14 protein-coding genes are annotated in these 14,876 nt (G+C 66.4%); 5 read left to right on the top strand and 9 right to left on the bottom strand.

The window, feature by feature from the left end:
• Window positions 1–69: 69 nt before the first annotated feature.
• Together C7402_RS23055 and C7402_RS23050 are read right to left on the bottom strand one after the other, a co-directional pair.
• Window positions 70–843, bottom strand: coding sequence for a glucose 1-dehydrogenase (locus tag C7402_RS23055; protein ID WP_112176211.1), 774 nt, complete (start codon window positions 841–843; stop codon window positions 70–72).
• A gap of 117 nt (window positions 844–960) precedes the next feature.
• Complete coding sequence (locus tag C7402_RS23050; RefSeq protein ID WP_116612263.1) at window positions 961–2,394, bottom strand: aldehyde dehydrogenase family protein; 1,434 nt, start codon at window positions 2,392–2,394, stop codon at window positions 961–963.
• A 180-nt stretch (window positions 2,395–2,574) separates the two neighbouring features.
• Between C7402_RS23050 and C7402_RS23045 the strand changes: the two genes are divergently transcribed.
• Both C7402_RS23045 and C7402_RS23040 read left to right on the top strand, forming a co-directional pair.
• Window positions 2,575–3,903: a spinster family MFS transporter gene (locus C7402_RS23045; protein ID WP_116612262.1), complete on the top strand. Its 1,329-nt coding sequence runs from the start codon at window positions 2,575–2,577 to the stop codon at window positions 3,901–3,903.
• A gap of 22 nt (window positions 3,904–3,925) precedes the next feature.
• Window positions 3,926–4,762, top strand: a complete 837-nt coding sequence (locus C7402_RS23040; protein WP_112176205.1) for an SDR family oxidoreductase — start codon at window positions 3,926–3,928, stop codon at window positions 4,760–4,762.
• Window positions 4,763–4,799: 37 nt separating this feature from the next.
• Here the strand turns inward: C7402_RS23040 and C7402_RS23035 are convergent, their stop codons facing one another.
• Complete coding sequence (locus tag C7402_RS23035; protein ID WP_116612402.1) at window positions 4,800–6,254, bottom strand: amidase; 1,455 nt, start codon at window positions 6,252–6,254, stop codon at window positions 4,800–4,802.
• A 146-nt stretch (window positions 6,255–6,400) separates the two neighbouring features.
• Here C7402_RS23035 and C7402_RS23030 point away from each other — a divergent pair, with 146 nt between their 5' ends.
• Window positions 6,401–7,309, top strand: a complete 909-nt coding sequence (locus C7402_RS23030) for a LysR family transcriptional regulator (protein ID WP_116612261.1) — start codon at window positions 6,401–6,403, stop codon at window positions 7,307–7,309.
• 13 nt (window positions 7,310–7,322) lie between these two features.
• On the opposite strand, the gene C7402_RS23025 is transcribed toward C7402_RS23030, so the two are convergent.
• The 3 genes from C7402_RS23025 to C7402_RS23015 all read right to left on the bottom strand — a co-directional run bounded on the left by C7402_RS23025 (window position 7,323) and on the right by C7402_RS23015 (window position 9,578).
• Entirely contained in the window at window positions 7,323–7,748 is a 426-nt protein-coding gene (locus C7402_RS23025) for a GFA family protein (RefSeq protein WP_116612260.1), read from the bottom strand.
• Between the two features lie 27 nt (window positions 7,749–7,775).
• Complete coding sequence (locus tag C7402_RS23020; RefSeq protein WP_116612259.1) at window positions 7,776–8,669, bottom strand: alpha/beta fold hydrolase; 894 nt, start codon at window positions 8,667–8,669, stop codon at window positions 7,776–7,778.
• A gap of 66 nt (window positions 8,670–8,735) precedes the next feature.
• Window positions 8,736–9,578 (bottom strand): DMT family transporter, encoded by an 843-nt coding sequence (locus C7402_RS23015; RefSeq protein WP_116612258.1) that lies wholly within the window; start codon window positions 9,576–9,578, stop codon window positions 8,736–8,738.
• A gap of 121 nt (window positions 9,579–9,699) precedes the next feature.
• Between C7402_RS23015 and gcvA the strand changes: the two genes are divergently transcribed.
• On the top strand, window positions 9,700–10,590 hold the full coding sequence (gene gcvA, locus C7402_RS23010; RefSeq protein ID WP_112176195.1) for a transcriptional regulator GcvA: 891 nt from the start codon (window positions 9,700–9,702) through the stop codon (window positions 10,588–10,590).
• A 32-nt stretch (window positions 10,591–10,622) separates the two neighbouring features.
• Here gcvA and C7402_RS23005 read toward each other — a convergent pair whose 3' ends face one another.
• Entirely contained in the window at window positions 10,623–11,033 is a 411-nt protein-coding gene (locus C7402_RS23005) for a VOC family protein (protein ID WP_116612257.1), read from the bottom strand.
• A 464-nt stretch (window positions 11,034–11,497) separates the two neighbouring features.
• Here C7402_RS23005 and C7402_RS23000 point away from each other — a divergent pair, with 464 nt between their 5' ends.
• Window positions 11,498–11,797, top strand: a complete 300-nt coding sequence (locus tag C7402_RS23000; protein WP_112176234.1) for a hypothetical protein — start codon at window positions 11,498–11,500, stop codon at window positions 11,795–11,797.
• A gap of 68 nt (window positions 11,798–11,865) precedes the next feature.
• Here the strand turns inward: C7402_RS23000 and C7402_RS22995 are convergent, their stop codons facing one another.
• A complete protein-coding gene (locus C7402_RS22995) occupies window positions 11,866–12,450 on the bottom strand; it encodes a cysteine hydrolase family protein (protein ID WP_116612256.1) in 585 nt (194 codons plus the stop codon).
• A 115-nt stretch (window positions 12,451–12,565) separates the two neighbouring features.
• The gene (locus tag C7402_RS22990; RefSeq protein ID WP_116612255.1) at window positions 12,566–14,791 is read right to left on the bottom strand and encodes a TonB-dependent siderophore receptor; all 2,226 of its coding nucleotides are present in this window, start codon (window positions 14,789–14,791) and stop codon (window positions 12,566–12,568) included.
• Between the last annotated feature and the right edge of the window lie 85 nt (window positions 14,792–14,876).

The following is a 14,876-nucleotide window of genomic DNA, read 5'->3' as shown; positions in this document are numbered from 1 at the left end:
CGCGCCGGGTTTCCCCGGCGCGCCCCCTTTTTTTCCGGAGTCACTCCGCTACCGGCCTGCGAGCGCCCCTCACACCCAGTTCGGCGCCTCCACGCCGCCATCCACGCCAAGCACCTTGCCCGTGATCCAGCGCGCGGCCGGCGAGCACAGAAAGAGCGCCGCCGCCGCGATGTCCTCGGGCTGGCCGAGCTTCGCCATCGGCGTGGCCTTCACCATGTGCGCCTCGCGCTCGGGCGTGAGGAACTTGCCGAGCGCGTCGGTCATGATCGTGCCCGGTTCGATGGCGTTGATGCGCACGTGGGGCGCGAAGTCCTGCGCGAGATTGCGCGTCATCTGGTTCAGCGCCGCCTTGGCCGCGCCATAGGCGCTGAAATGCTTCTGCGCGTAGCGCGCGGCCGTCGAGGAGATGTTCACGACCGCGCCGCCGCCCGCCTCGCGCATCGGGCCCGCCGCTTTCTGGATCAGCGAATAGGCGGGCGCGACGTTCCACGCGAGCACGCGCTCGAAGTCGGCGCGGCTCATCTTGCGCGGATCGTTGGGGCCCGCGCCGCCCGCGTTGTTCACGAGCAGCGTGATCTTGCCGAACTGCGCCAGCGCGCGCTCGACGAGATGCGAGAGCGCGTCGTCGTCGTTCACGTCGCAGGCGAGCGGCAGGCAGCGCGCGCCGAGCGCCTCGACCTGCGCGGCGAGCGCGTCGAGATCGGCCTGGGTGCGCGCCGCGGCCACGATATCGGCGCCCGCGCCCGCGAGCGCCAGCGCGCACGCGCGGCCAATGCCCTTGCCCGCGCCCGTCACGATCGCCACCTGGCCCTTCACCGAGAACATCTCAGGAAACTGCGTCATCGTCTTCCTCGCATGGTTTGGAAAAGCTCATCGTCGGAGATCGGGCCGCGCGCCGAATCACGCAAACGGACGATAGCCGGCGATGAGCGGAGCGCGAGCGAATCGCGAAACACTGGCTCAGGGCACGAGCGCCGCGCGCAGCATCGCGCCGAACGCCTCCGTGTAGGGCGGCAGCATGCCCCACTCGCGGCGCGGGTCGTGGCCGCCCGCCTTGTAGACGGAGCGCGCGTGGCTGAAGGAGAGAAAGCCCTCGCGCCCGTGGTAGTGGCCCATGCCCGACGCGCCCACGCCGCCGAACGGCGCGTCGTACAGCGCCGGGTGCATGGTGACGTCGTTGATCGACACGCCGCCCGAAAGCGTGTGGTCGAGCACCCACTTTTCCTCGGCCGCGTCGGCGCCGAAGTAATAGAGCGCGAGCGGACGCGCGTCGGCGTTGATGGCGGCCACGGCCTCCTGCACCTGCTTGTACGTGTTGACGACCAGCGCGGGGCCGAAAATCTCGTGGCGCGCAATCGCGCTGTCGCGCGGCGGATCGACCACCACGCGCAGCGACATGCGCCGGCTCGCGGCGCGCTCGCCTTCCACCGCCTCGCCCAGCACCTCGATGCGCGCGCCGCGCGCGCGGGCGTCGGCGAGATAGCCTTCGATGCGCTCGAAGTGGCGCGCGTTGACGATCGCCACGACGTCGCCGTTATCGGCAACGGTGGGATACAGCCCTTCCTGCACCTCGCGCGCCGCCGCGATAAAGGCTTCGAGTTGCGGCTCGTGCACCCACACGACGTCGGGCGAGACGCAAAGCTGACCCGAATTCAGGTTCTTGCCGACGACGATGCGCTCGGCGGCATTGCGCACGTCCGCGCTCGTGCCGATCAGCACCGGCGACTTGCCGCCCAGTTCGAGCGTGACGGGCACGAGGTTGCCCGCCGCCGCACGCATGACTTCCTTGCCGATGGTGCTCGAACCGGTGAACACGAGGTGATCCCACGGCTGCGCGCTGAAGACAGCGGCCACGTCCGCGCCGCCCGTCACGACGGCGAGTTCCTCGGGCGCGAACCGGCTCTTGACCAGTCCCGCGAAGCACTCCGCCGTGTGCGGCGTGACTTCCGAAGGCTTGAGCACGGCGCGGTTGCCCGCCGCGAACACGGAGGCGAGCGGCGAGAGCAGCGTGAATAGCGGCGCGTTCCAGGTGCCGATGATGCCCACCGTGCCCTTGGGCTGATAGCGCACCCAGGCGGTAGCGCCGAAGTTGTCGAACGGCGCGACAGAGGGGCGCGGATCGTCGCCGAGCCACGCCTCGAAGTGGTCGCGCGCGTGCTTGAGCGAGCCGAGCGAGCCGAGAATGTCGTTGGCGAGCGAGAACGCGGCGGGGCGGTTGCCGAAATCCTGGTGCATGGCCTCGCAAAGCGCGTCGGCGTGCTCGACGAGCATATCGATCACGCGTTGCAGGCGGTCGCGGCGCGCGGCGGCGCTCACCGCGCCTTCGGCCGCGAAGGCGCTGCGCTGCGCGTCGAGCAGCGCGCGGATGGCGTCGGCACGGGTGGGTTCGGGCATCGTTGTCTCCTTGGTTTTGGTCTAAGGCGGGGGCGCTGCGGCAAGGCGCAGCCATACATGCTGCACGCAACGTAACCCGCCGCGCACCGCCGGGCGTCGTCCAAAGAGACGATGTTCGCGGCGCGCGCAGCCACCACGATACCGTGGACAACACTCCACCTGGTCGTTGCGGCCCCATCCATGCGAACTTCCCAGCCCTATCAACCCGGTTTGCGCACGCATGCCGGGCTCGCCCTGCTCGCGCTCGTCTACATCTTCTCGTATATCGACCGCCAGGCCATCGCGGTCCTGATCGAGCCGATCAAGCGCGAATTCGCGGTGTCCGACACCGCCATCGGCAGCCTGAGCGGCGTGGCCTTCGCCGTGCTCTACGCGGGTCTCGGCGTGCCGATCGGCAAGCTCGCCGACCGCGCGAACCGGCGCAACATCGTCGCGCTCTGCTGCGGACTCTGGAGCCTCGCGACGATGGCGTGCGGCGTGAGCGCGCAATTCTGGCAACTGTTCCTCGCGCGCATGGGCGTGGCCGTGGGCGAAGCGGGCGGCATGGCGCCCTCGGTCTCGCTCATCGCCGACATGTACCCGCCGCAACGCCGCTCGCTCATGCTCAGCGTCTTCATGCTCGGGCCGAACCTCGGCGTGCTCGTCGGACTCGCGGCGGGCGGCTGGATCGCGCAAACCCACGGCTGGCGCGCGGCCTTCCTGTTCTTCGGCGCGCCGGGCGTCGTGCTCGCGCTGCTCGTGCGCCTCGTCGTGCGCGAGCCGCAGCGCGGCGCGTTCGAACTGGCCCCGGCCGCGCGCGCCGCCAGCCGGCCGTTGCGTGCGCAACTGTCCCGTCTCTGGTCGATCCGCGCGCTGCGCTTCCTGTGCCTCGCGTGCGCGAGCGCGGGCGTCGCTTCCTATGGCTACGGCATCTGGGCCACGACTTTCCTGGTTCGCACCTATGGCGTGACGCTCGCGCAAGCGGGCTTCGTATTCGGCGTGACGAGCGGCGTGGGCGCGATAGCGGGCGCGCTGTTCAGCGGCGTGCTGTGCGACCGGCTCGTCGCGCACGACCGGCGCTGGCAACTCGCCTTGCCCATGATCGGCATCGCGCTCAGCATTCCGGCGGTGCTCGCGTTCCTGCTGTGGCCCGCCACCGGTGCGTGGCACGCGGGCGCGCTTGCCGTGCCGCACGCGATGGTCTTCGCGCTCCTGTTTTCGTTTTTCGCGAGCTGGTTTCCAGCGCTCTCATACGCAGCGGCGAGCCAGCTCGTGAACGCCGACGAGCGCAGCACCGCCGCCTCCCTCGTCAACCTGTTTCTCACGCTGTTCGGCGTCGGCCTGGGGCCGCTCGTCACCGGCGTGTTGAGCGATCGTCTCACGCCGCTTTACGGGCACGACGCGCTGCGCTACGCACTCGTCGGCACGATGACGATCCTCGTGGCCACCGTCGCGTTCTACGCCGCCGCGCTCAATCCCTATCGTCAACGGCTGGCGGCGATGCACGCGGCCGCTTCCCAACCTGCCTGATCCCACTACTGCGAACCACTTCATGTCCGCTTCCGCACCCGTCGTACTCGTCACTGGCGCGAGCCGGGGTATCGGCGCCGCCACCGCGCTCGCGTTCGGCCGCGCAGGCTGGCGCGTCGCCATCACGGCGCGCACGCAAACCGAAGGCCAGGCGCTCGATCATCAATTGCGCCGCAGCGACGGCTCGCTGCTCACCGGCAGCCTCGCGTCCACCGCGCAAGCGGTGCGCGAAACGGGCGCCGACGTTTTCGCGCAGCCGATGGACCTGATGGACGGCCCCTCGCTCGACGACGCCGCCGCAGCCGTCCTCGCGCATTACGGCCGTGTCGACGTGCTCATCAACAACGCCGTGTACCAGGACCGCGAAACCAACGCGATGCTGCTCGACACCGACGACGACGTGCTCGCACGCACCTTCTACGGCAACGTGAGCGCGCCGCTGCGGCTCGTGCGCAGGCTGCTGCCTTCGATGATCGCGCAAGGCAGCGGCCAGATCGTCAACGTTTCCTCGGGTGCGGGCAAGAACGATCCGCCCGCGCCCGCCAACCAGGGCGGCTGGGGCTTCGCTTACGGCGCTTCCAAGGCGGCGCTCGCGCGCATGGCGGGGTGCCTGAACCGCGAGCACGGCCGCGACGGCATACGCGCATTCAGCGTGAACCCGGGCGTGGTGGCGACCCAGGCGTTGAGCGCCGCGCTCGGCGACGGCGGCGAGATCGAAAAGCGCTATGGCGCGATGAAGCCGGAAGCGATCGCGGCGGCGCTGCACTGGCTCGTGACCGATGCGCGCGCCGTGCCGTTCGCCGCCCGCACGGTCATGCTGGATTTGCAGGAACTCGTGCGGGAGTACGGACTCGCGTAACGTGGATGGCGGTAAAGCCGGGACCGCCGCGAGCGCGTTACCGGCGGTCGCCGGCCCAAAGCGCGGGATGCCGCCCCGCCCAGGGCCGTGAACGCTCCAGTTGTCCCGCGAGCCGCAGCAACGTATCTTCGCGCGCGAATTGCGCCGCGAACTGCATGCCGATCGGCAAACCCGTTTGGGGATGACTTTCCAGCGGCACCGACATCGCGGGGACACCGGCCACGTTGAACGGCGGCGTGAAAGGCGCATGCTGAAACACGCGCTGCGTCCATTCGAGACCGCTCATCGATTCGGAATCCTTGCCATATTCCCCGATGGCCGGCGGCATGTGCGCAAGGGTCGGCGTGAGGAGCACGTCGAAGTCCTCGAACCAGTGGCCGACCGCTCGCGTCACGGTGTTGCGCATCGCGAGCGCGGCGGCGAATGCGGACGCCTTTTCCTCCTTGCCGTAGCGATAGCAGGCCAACGTCGCCGCTTCCAGCGTCGTCCCGTCGATCGGACGGCCGGTCGCGGCCGCCAGCCCTTCGATCCAGCCGACGAGCGTCGCGGTCCAGATCGTCGCGTTCATCTGCACGAATGCGTCCCACGAGACGCCGAGCGGCGGCCGCACCTCCCGAACTGTATGACCCAGGTCCTCCAGAAGCTTTGCGGTCGAGATCGCCGCCGCCGCAATGGCCGGGTCGGTTCGATCCGCGTTCCACGGATCGATCATCATGCCGATCTTGAGCGTGCCTGGCTCGCGCCCCACTTCGGAAAGAAAGCTGTGCGCGGGCGCGGCGGTCGCATAGGGCTCGCCGATCGCACGCCCCTGGATCGCATCGAGCAGCGCGGCGCTGTCGCGCACGCTGCGGCTCACGCCCAGTTGCACGCCGAAGCCCGCGAAGACTTCGTCGAGATCGGGGCCGTTCGAGCTGCGCCCGCGCGTCGGCTTGAGCCCGAAAAGGCCGTTGCAGGCGGCGGGCACGCGGATCGAGCCGGCCGCATCCGTGGCGTGCGCGAGCGGCACGATGCCGGCCGCGACCGCCGCGGCCGCGCCGCCGCTCGACCCGCCCGCGCTCAGCGCCACCTGCCACGGATTGCGCGTCGCGCCTTGCAGCGTGGATTCGGTCGTCGTGCTGAACGCCATTTCGGGCGTCGTCGTGCGGCCGATCGTCACGAGCCCGGCCGCGCGGAACCGTGACATGAGCCACGAATCGGCGCTCGCCACCACCCCGCTGGCAAGCCGGCTTCCCAGTTCCAGCCGCTTGCCTTTCATGGCGAGCGCGAGGTCCTTGATCAGAAACGGCACGCCCGCGAGCGGCCCCGCGCCATGTTCCGCGTAGCCGCCGCTTTCGGCAGCGGGCCAGTGCTCGATCACCGCGTTGATTTCCGGATTGACGGCAACGATGGCCGCGCGCGCCAGTTCGGCAAGCTCCGTGGGCGTGACCTCGCGGTCCGCCACCCGTTGTGCGAGCCCGATTGCGTCGTGGCTCGTGTATTCGCTGAGATTCATGTTCGCCTCCGTGTCGAAGTCAACACGATAGAGCGGGAACACACCGGCGATTAGCCAGCGAAACCGGCAAGGATTGAACCATCGATGGCACAATCCCTGTGCCAGCCTCGCGCTATCCTCAACGTTCAGCCGGAATGCATGCGCCCATGACCCGAGACCTCAACGACACGCTCGTTTTTCTTCGCGTCGTCCAGTCAGGCAGCTTTACCGCGGCGGCCACCGCGTTGCAGATTCCGAAGACGACGGTGAGCCGGCGCGTGCGCGAACTCGAAGCGCACCTCGGTTCGCGCCTGCTGCACCGGACCACGCGCAAGCTGCGCCTCACCGAAGCGGGCACGGCCTATTTCGAGCACTGCCGGGGCATCGCGAAGCAACTCGACGAAGCGGAGAACGCGGTTCAGCGCATACGCGGCACGCCCGGCGGCTGGCTGCGCGTGACACTGCCTTATTCGTTCGGCGCCACATGGATCGCGCCACTGATCGCGGGATTCTGCACGCGCTATCCCGATGTGCGCCTCGATATTCTGGCGACGCACGTGCCCCTGGATCTTTTCGACGACGAAGTCGACGTCGCGCTGCGCCTTGGCGCGCTTCCCGATTCGAGTCTCGTGGCGCGGCGGCTCGGCAGCTTTTCGACGTCGGTCTACGCGAGCTCCGCGTATGTCGAGGCGCACGGCGCGCCCTCCGCGCCCGACGAACTCCACCTTCATCCGTCGCTCGCGCTGCATCAGGCCCGCAGCGACAGCGGCTACACCTGGCCTTTGCGCAAGGCCGGACGCAAAGCGGCGCACTACGCCCTCGAACCGGTGATCGTCGCGAGCGACCCGGTGCTGCTTCTCGACGCCGCGCGCGCGGGCAAGGGCTTGTTGCTGGCCATGGATGCCAGCATGGCGCCCGAGGTCGAGGCAGGACGCCTGCTAAACGTGCTGCCCGAATGGATAGGACCGCAACAAGACCTGAATGCGCTGTTCCCGCGCGAGCGCGTGCCTTCGCCGAAGTTGCAGGCCTTTCTGCATTACCTCAAGACGCAATTGCGCTTTGGGGAGGAAAGGTAACGCGGTTAAGGCCTCAATCCGCCGCGATGAATCGCAGCGTGCCCGCGAGGCGTGCCGGGCCGCCCGTGTCGTTCGGATGATTGATGCCGTCCGTCACGGGCACCTCGGCGAAATCGAACGGGCTCACGCCGTCCAGGCACGCCACGTTCACGGCATGGAGATTCGGATTGGACCGACGTTGCAGATGGGTATGGATGCCACAGCGAGAGCAGAAGAAGTGCTGCGCCGATTCCGTATTGAAGCGATAACGGCTTAGCGCCTCCTCGCCGTGCAGGAATCGGAACCCGCCCGCTTCGACCGGCGCCACCACGGCGCCGCGCATGCGGCAGTATGAGCAGTTGCAGCGGCGGACCGAGTTGAAACCGTCGCTGAGCGTGACTTCGAAGCGCACCGCGCCGCAGTGGCATTGCCCGGCGTGACAATTCGTATTGCTAACCATATTATTTGTCGCTCCGTCAATGTGGCCTCAAGCGGTCCATGCGTTGATGTCGAGCACCGCTTCGGCGAACGCTTCGGGCGCCTCCTGCGGAAGATTGTGACCGGCATTCGCCACGATGCGATTTTCGTGGCGCGCCGTGAAGCGCGTTGCGTTCGCCTCTCTTCCCCCCGGTGGCGAGACGCCGTCGGCGTCTCCTTCGAGCGTGATCGCAGGCACGGTGATCGGCGGCATGGCGGCGAGGCGCCGCTCGATATCGTCGAATCGCGGGTCGCCTTCGACGAGGCCAAAGCGGTGCCGGTAGGAATGAACCACCACGTCGACGAAATCGGGATTGTCGAACGCCGCGGCAGAGCGCGCGTACATGTCGTCGTCGAAGCGCCAGGTCGGCGACCACAGCGACCACAACAGACGGCAGAACGCGCGCCGGTTTTCCGTCAAGCCGGCGCGGCCGCGCTCGCCATGCAGGTAGTACTGGTACCACATCCGGTATTCCTTTTCGGGGTCGGCCGGCTGCACGGCGGCAGCGATATTCTGGATGTTGTAGCCGTTGACCGAAACGAGCCCGCGCACGCTGTCCGGCTGGAGCGCCGCCGCGATACATGCCGCTCTGCCGCCCCAGTCGTATCCGCCGAGAATGGCCCGGCTGATTCCGAGTGCGTCCAGCAGCGCCAGCAAGTCCGCGCCAAGCGCCGCTTGCTGGCCCGAGCGAAGTGTCGTGGGCGAAAGAAAGCGCGTGGGCCCGTATCCCCGCAGCCAGGGCGTGATGACGCGCGCGCCCTCGGAAGCGAGGCGTGGCGTCACATCGTTATATGCGTGGATGTCGTACGGGAAGCCATGTAGCAGGACCACGGGCCAGCCGTTCGCGTCGCCCTGTTCGTCATAGGCGATGTCGAGCAGGTCGGTTGCAATGTGTTTGAGCATGGAGCCCTCCTTCGCGCTCGCTCGGGTGATCACGCACGGCCAGCAAACAACGTGCGTGAGGTCGTATCAAAGCCCCAGAAAAACCGCGCCGGCCGCGACGACCAGGCAGGCGACCCAGCGCATGCCGCTGACCGCCTCGCGCAGAAATAGCCGTCCGATCAGCACGGCGAACACCACGCTGGTCTCGCGCAACGCAGACACCGCGCCCATCGCGCCCGACTGGAGCGCCCAGATCACGATGCCATACGCCGCGATCGACACGAGGCCGCCCGCCAGCGACGAGGCGATCGAAAGCGGCTCGGCGCGTACCGGCGTCCATAGCGGCTCGAACCCGCGCCGCGCGACGAACAGCACCGGCATCGCCCAGTAGAAGAGGAACATCCATGCGGTGTAGCTGAGCGGCTGCGCGCCGGACAAGCGTACGCCGATGCCGTCGATCACGGTATAGAGCGCGATCGTCGCCCCCGTGGTCAGCGCGCCCAGCGCACCCGCGCGCGACACGTGACGCCCCTGTAGCGCGATGGCGATGATGCCGCCTGAAATCATCACGATCCCGAGCACGTGCAAGGCGCCGATCGCCTCGTGCGCGAAAAGCGCCGCGCCGAGCGTGACGAGCAGCGGCGAGGAGCCGCGCGCGATCGGGTACGCCAGCGCCAGATCGCTGCGCCGATACGAGCGCACGAGGCTCACGTTGTAGAAGATATGCACAAGCCCCGATGCGACGATGTAGGGCCACGCACCGGCGGCCGGCAAGGGGCTGGCGAGGATGACGAACGTGGAGACCGTCGCGATCGCGATGCTCATCCACGTCATCGACAAGGACCGGTCGCGGTTGCCGTGCAGCATCGCGTTCCAGCTCGCGTGGAGCAGCGCGGCGAAAAGCACGATACCGCCGGTATAGCTGAGCATGGAGGTGACGGGCCGCAATGACGCGGTCATTGAAAGAGTGGTCAGACGAGAAGGATATCTATCTTGTGAGCGGCCAACAAACGAGATAAATTGCGGATTCATGTTAGAAAAACTCACCTGAATGAAACCGGTACTCCCCCCGCTCAATGCCCTGCGGGCCTTCGAGGCCGCCGGTCGGCTCGGCAGCTTCAAGGAAGCCGCCGCCGAACTGCACGTGACGCCGGGTGCGGTGAGCCAGCACGTGCGCCTGCTGGAGGCGTGGCTTGGCGCGCCCCTGTTCGACCGGCAAAACCGGCGCGTGGCGCTCACGCCCGCGGCGCAGGCCTATCTGGAGGCAATCGGCCCCTTGTTCGAACAGCTTGCGCAGGCGACCGCGCGATACGGTGTGCCACAAACGGCTTCACGAACGCTCTCCGTGAATGCGCCCGCAACGTTCACGTTGCGCTGGCTGGTGCCACGGCTCGCGAAATTCCGCGCCGGACATCCCGACGTGGAGGTCAAGGTGGAGACGTCGAACGGGCCGCTGGAGAGCCTGAGTGAGGAACACGACATCATCATCCGGGGTGGACCGGACACGTTCTACGGCTATGCGATGCGGCCGTTTCTGACCGAGGAGCGGCTGCCGGTTTGCAGTCCCGCCCTGTTGCAGCGCGCGCCGCTGCGATCGCCCGGCGACTTGCGGCAGCACACATTGCTGCATACCTCCAGCCTTCCCCGCCTCTGGCCCGACTGGCTCGCGAGCGCGCGGCTTGCCGACCTGAGACCGGCTGCCGCATTGACCTTCGATCACTTCTACCTGACCTTGCAGGCCGCCATCGATGGAATCGGCGTCGCGATGGGGCCGACCGCGCTGGTCGCCGACGATCTCGCCGCCGGCCGGCTCGTCACCCCGTTCGCCGGCCCTCGTCTGCCCTCGCGCAGCTATTGCACTTACGTTCCGGATGAGAAGTCCGGCGATGGTTTGATCGAGCGGTTTCGTTCATGGCTCGAGCGCGAAGGCGCAGGTTCGTGAACGCATCGCACGCAGCGATTTCAAGTATCGACCTAAGCGTCGTGATCTGACCTCGAAGGGATCTCCGCAGCCGGGAGAGTGCGCTGATGCGTGGCGATCTGCCATGTGTTTCCCCACGGATCGCTCACCATGGCTCGCCTGTCGCCGTATGGCATATCGGCTGGCGCTTCGAGCGAAATCGCCTTCGCGGCAATCGCGCGCCGGTAGGTCGAATCGGCGTCTTCAACGTAGACATAGAGAAATGCCGGCATGAAATCGCGCAAGCCGTCTCCGTCGCTAATCATCACGATTGAATCGCCAATCACGATTTGGGCAGGCCGTCCTGCACGAAATTCGCCCTGCGCCTGAAACACCGTTTTGATGAATGCGATCAGATTTTCCGGATCGCGCACGACGATTCGGGGCGTAACGGTATGCCATCCATCGGGCTGATATCCGGCCATGTGGCGTCGCCTCGCAAGAGATTCGCAAGCACATTGTGCGCCGGGCACGGGATATCCGCAAAGGGGCCCGGTTCATCTCCCCCACATCAATTCGGCCCCCGAAACGATTCGTCGCGCCGCACCAGTGAAATCGGGCTTCCCACATATTGGGGATTCGATTCCATTACGCGTCACGCCGAAAATCGAAATAAATACTTGCGAACAATGCGCTTAATTATCAGCAGCCACTTTCCTAAACTTGTTATTAGCTGGCACGAAGCAAGCCGCGCTATCGGCTCACGGTATGCCGCCAATACCGTGCAATACCGAGCCGAGCCATTCCGGCCTGAGAAGCCTGATTTCACGTCGCCTGAAACGGTTGCGCGAGTTTGATCGCCACGAACCAGGCGTACAACGATCGCCATAGAGCAATACAAATGGATCGTTTGCGTCGAAATTTCACTTTAATCATGGAGGAGCACATCATGAACCAATCCACCCGCACCCTGCTCGCGGCCGCAGCCGCACTCATGCTGTCGGCCGGTGCATATGCACAGAGCAACAACACGCTGGCGACCCCGTCGACCACCTCGCCGGCCGCGGCGGCGCCCGCCGCCAATGCAACGAGCGGCTACGGCACGCCTGGCGGCGCCAACTCGGACAGCGGCATGAGCGCGGGTTCGCCGAACCTGGCCCAGCCGAACGGCGCTGCCACCCTCACCAACCCGCCGCCGAGCAATAACACGCTGGCAACTCCGTCCACCAAGTCGCCGGCCGCCAATTAACGGCAATCAGGCCGCCTGATGTGAGCCGCTGCCGCCGAATGCACCGGGCGGTAGCGGATCACGAAAGCCTAGGCGAGCAACACCAAGGCATCCGAGAGCGACAACACCGTCGTTCGCGTATCGAATGCGGTGTCGAACAAATGTTCGTGGACCACCGTATCCGGGTCGTAACAACAATCCTTGACCGTGTAGAGCCGGAAGTCCGCGTCGCTTGCATACGCAACCGACGAGAGCACGACGCCGGTCGTTGCAATGCCGACCAGAATCAGCGAATCGACGCCATGTGCGCGAAGCCGCGCCTCCAGACCGGTGCCGAAGAACACGCTGGCCCGATGCGCGGCGATGAGCGGCTCATCGGCCTGCTGATTCAACTGCGGCGCGGTCCCGTCGTTCAGAAAGAGACCCAGTCGCTTGATGCCCTGCCCATTCCTGTTCAGCGGGCTGACTTCCGCATAGCCCGGACTGAAGCGCAGATTCGCGAAATAAACGCCGACGCCTTTCGCGCGCGCGGCATCGCATAGCGCGCGCGTATTGGCCAGCAGCGTGGGCGCGACCGATGGAAAGAGCCCAAGTATGTCGGTCTGATAATGCATGACGACCAGCGCGGTTTGCGCCGGCACGACAGGCACGATGGACGGGATGGACGGGTTCATGCGTTGATGTTGCCTCCAGGCAGTGCCTTCGTTCGCACGGCTTCCTCAACGCGCATGATAGTCCCAACCGCCGGGTGGGCGGCGTCATCTCGCCTCAACTGTCACCCGCCCCGCTTCACCACGCGTAGCGCCCCGTCAGCAGCACATTGCGGCGCTGCCCGTACTGGCAGCGGGTCACGCTGCCGCAACGCGCCACATAGGTGCGATCGAGCAGGTTGTTCGCCGAAAGCACGAAGCGCCAGTGCTCGATGTCGTAGTGAACGGCCGCGTCGACGAGCGTGAACGAACCCACGGGCAACGTATTCGCCGTATCGGCGTAGGTCGGGCCCACATACTGCACGCCCGCGCCGAAGCCCATGCCGCGCAGCGGGCCGCCCGTAAGCGAATAGTCGAGCCACACCGAAGCGAGATTGCGCGGCGTTGCGGTGGGCGTCTTGCCGACGGTCGGATCGTCCGCGCTGCCCTGTGTGACCTTGACGTCTTGCAGCGTGTACGCGGCCTGCAAACGCAGGTTTTCGGTCAGCTCGGCGGTCGCTTCGAGTTCGAGGCCGCGGCTGCGCGTTTGCCCTGTCTGCACGTTGCCGGTGAGCGCCGGATCGGGCGCGGCGGTCAGCGCATTGTTCTGGCGCAGATCGAACAGCGCAGCCGTGAAGTTCGCGTTCATGAAAGCGGGCTGGTACTTCAGGCCCAGTTCCCACTGCTTCGACTTGAGCGGCTTGTAGGTTCCGCCATAGGCGTTCACGCCGATCACGGGCTGGAACGATGTGGAGTAGCTGATATACGGCGCGAGCCCCGAATCGAACAAATACATCAGCGCCGCGCGGCCGCTGAAGGCGCTGTTGTGCTGGTCGGTCGTCTCGCCGCTGAAGTTGTCGAGGTTGCTCGACGAGACCCAGTCCTCGCGTCCGCTCAGCACGAGGCGCCACTTCCGGTACGCCATCTGGTCCTGTGCATAGAGGCCGAACTGGCGCTGCACCTGGCGCATCTGCGTGTCGTTGAACGACGGCGCGACCACCGGCAGATTCAGCGCGACGGGGTTGTACAGGTTGAGCGCGTAGCCGGTGTACGTGTAGCCTTCGTTGTCGGTGAAGTTCTGGTTCGTGAAGTTGAAGCCGATCAGCAGCGTGTGATCGACCGGCCCCGTCTTCACCTTGCCGAGCAACTGGTTGTCGATATCGACGTCATTGAAGCTCGAACGCAGGTTCATCGCCGCGCGCTGCATGGTTTGCTGGTCGGCGCTCAGGCTGTAGCCGAACAACGCCTGGTTGTCCAGGTCGAGATGCGAATAGCGGAAGTTCTGCCTGAAGGTCCAGTCCGGACTGAAACGATGCTCGAACAGGTAGGAGAACGAATATTGCGTCTTGTCGTAGTTCTCGTAGCCGGGGTTGCTGGTGGCGAGGCTCGTCGGTATGCGCTGGCCGTAGAGGGTCGGCGCGACCGTGCCGTAGTACGGCAGGAAGTTGTTCGTGTCCATCGTATCGTCATGCAGATACGTGGCCATCAGCGTGAGCGAGGTGTCGGCGCTCGGGCGCAGCGTGACGGACGGCGCCACCAGCGTGCGCGTGCCGTGCACGGAGTCCACCTGGTTCTGGCTATAGGTTTCGGAGGCAATGAAGCGGTACAGCACGCGCTTGTCCGCGTCGAGCGGGCCCGACGTGTCGATGCCGATGCCGTAGTGGTTGTAGCTGCCCGCGAGCAGATCCACCTGGCCGCGCGCGTAGTCGGTCGGCATCTTCGAGACCATGCTGACGACGCCGCCCGGCTCGCCCAGACCGTACAGCACCGACGCCGGACCCTTCACGACCTCGATGCGTTCGAGCTGGTACGGATCGACGCGCCACTGGTCGAGCGCGCGGCCCGGCACGGCGGGCAGGCGCGTGCCGTCGAGGTAGAAAAAGTCCGAGCTGAAACCGCGAATGTTAAACGCGTCGTTACGGATGTCGTTGCTGTAGTAGGTCTGCACGCCCGCCGTGTAGTGGAGCGCGTCGTTGAGGTTCGTGACGTTGCGGTCGTCGAGCTGGGCGCGGCCGATCACCGAGATCGACTGCGGCGTTTCGTGGATCGGCGTGTCGGTCTTGGTCGCGCCGCTGCCCTGGTTGGCCACGAAGCCGTTCACCGGACCAAAGGCGGATTCACGTGTCGCCTTCACCGCAACGGCCGGCAGGGTGCTCGTCTCCCGAGGCGGCTCACCCGGCTTGTTCGGCTCGCTCGTCGCGCCCTGCTGCGTCTTGCCCGCCTCGTCGCTGGTGACGGCCTGCGCATGCGCTATCCCCGACGACATGGTCGTCACCGCCACGCCGACCAGCATGGTCAGCGCCTTCTTCTGCATCCCTGCCCGCATTTCTTCCCCGCTTCCTGGGCCGCGACAAACGTCGCGGCGTGTTGACCTTTGTCCCGTGTCCTCACGGTGAAGCGAATTCTAAATG

Origin of the sequence: Paraburkholderia unamae, assembly GCF_003096875.1 — a bacterium.
Lineage (GTDB): Bacteria > Pseudomonadota > Gammaproteobacteria > Burkholderiales > Burkholderiaceae > Paraburkholderia > Paraburkholderia unamae.
The sequence above is the reverse complement of the archived record's forward strand: the minus strand, read 5'-3'. Positions and strand labels throughout refer to the sequence as shown.

Bases quoted from the DNA above. Each gene is read 5' to 3' on its own strand.
- C7402_RS23005 (WP_116612257.1), bottom strand. From the start codon at position 11,033: ATGGCCGGATATCAGCCCGATGGATGGCATACCGTTACGCCCCGAATC.
- gcvA (WP_112176195.1), top strand. From the start codon at position 9,700: ATGAAACCGGTACTCCCCCCGCTCAATGCCCTGCGGGCCTTCGAGGCC.
- C7402_RS23045 (WP_116612262.1), top strand. From the start codon at position 2,575: ATGCGAACTTCCCAGCCCTATCAACCCGGTTTGCGCACGCATGCCGGG.
- C7402_RS23050 (WP_116612263.1), bottom strand. From the start codon at position 2,394: ATGCCCGAACCCACCCGTGCCGACGCCATCCGCGCGCTGCTCGACGCG.
- C7402_RS23035 (WP_116612402.1), bottom strand. From the start codon at position 6,254: ATGAATCTCAGCGAATACACGAGCCACGACGCAATCGGGCTCGCACAA.
- C7402_RS23040 (WP_112176205.1), top strand. From the start codon at position 3,926: ATGTCCGCTTCCGCACCCGTCGTACTCGTCACTGGCGCGAGCCGGGGT.
- C7402_RS22995 (WP_116612256.1), bottom strand. From the start codon at position 12,450: ATGAACCCGTCCATCCCGTCCATCGTGCCTGTCGTGCCGGCGCAAACC.
- C7402_RS23055 (WP_112176211.1), bottom strand. From the start codon at position 843: ATGACGCAGTTTCCTGAGATGTTCTCGGTGAAGGGCCAGGTGGCGATC.
- C7402_RS23025 (WP_116612260.1), bottom strand. From the start codon at position 7,748: ATGGTTAGCAATACGAATTGTCACGCCGGGCAATGCCACTGCGGCGCG.
- C7402_RS23000 (WP_112176234.1), top strand. From the start codon at position 11,498: ATGAACCAATCCACCCGCACCCTGCTCGCGGCCGCAGCCGCACTCATG.
- C7402_RS22990 (WP_116612255.1), bottom strand. From the start codon at position 14,791: ATGCGGGCAGGGATGCAGAAGAAGGCGCTGACCATGCTGGTCGGCGTG.
- C7402_RS23015 (WP_116612258.1), bottom strand. From the start codon at position 9,578: ATGCTCAGCTATACCGGCGGTATCGTGCTTTTCGCCGCGCTGCTCCAC.
- C7402_RS23030 (WP_116612261.1), top strand. From the start codon at position 6,401: ATGACCCGAGACCTCAACGACACGCTCGTTTTTCTTCGCGTCGTCCAG.
- C7402_RS23020 (WP_116612259.1), bottom strand. From the start codon at position 8,669: ATGCTCAAACACATTGCAACCGACCTGCTCGACATCGCCTATGACGAA.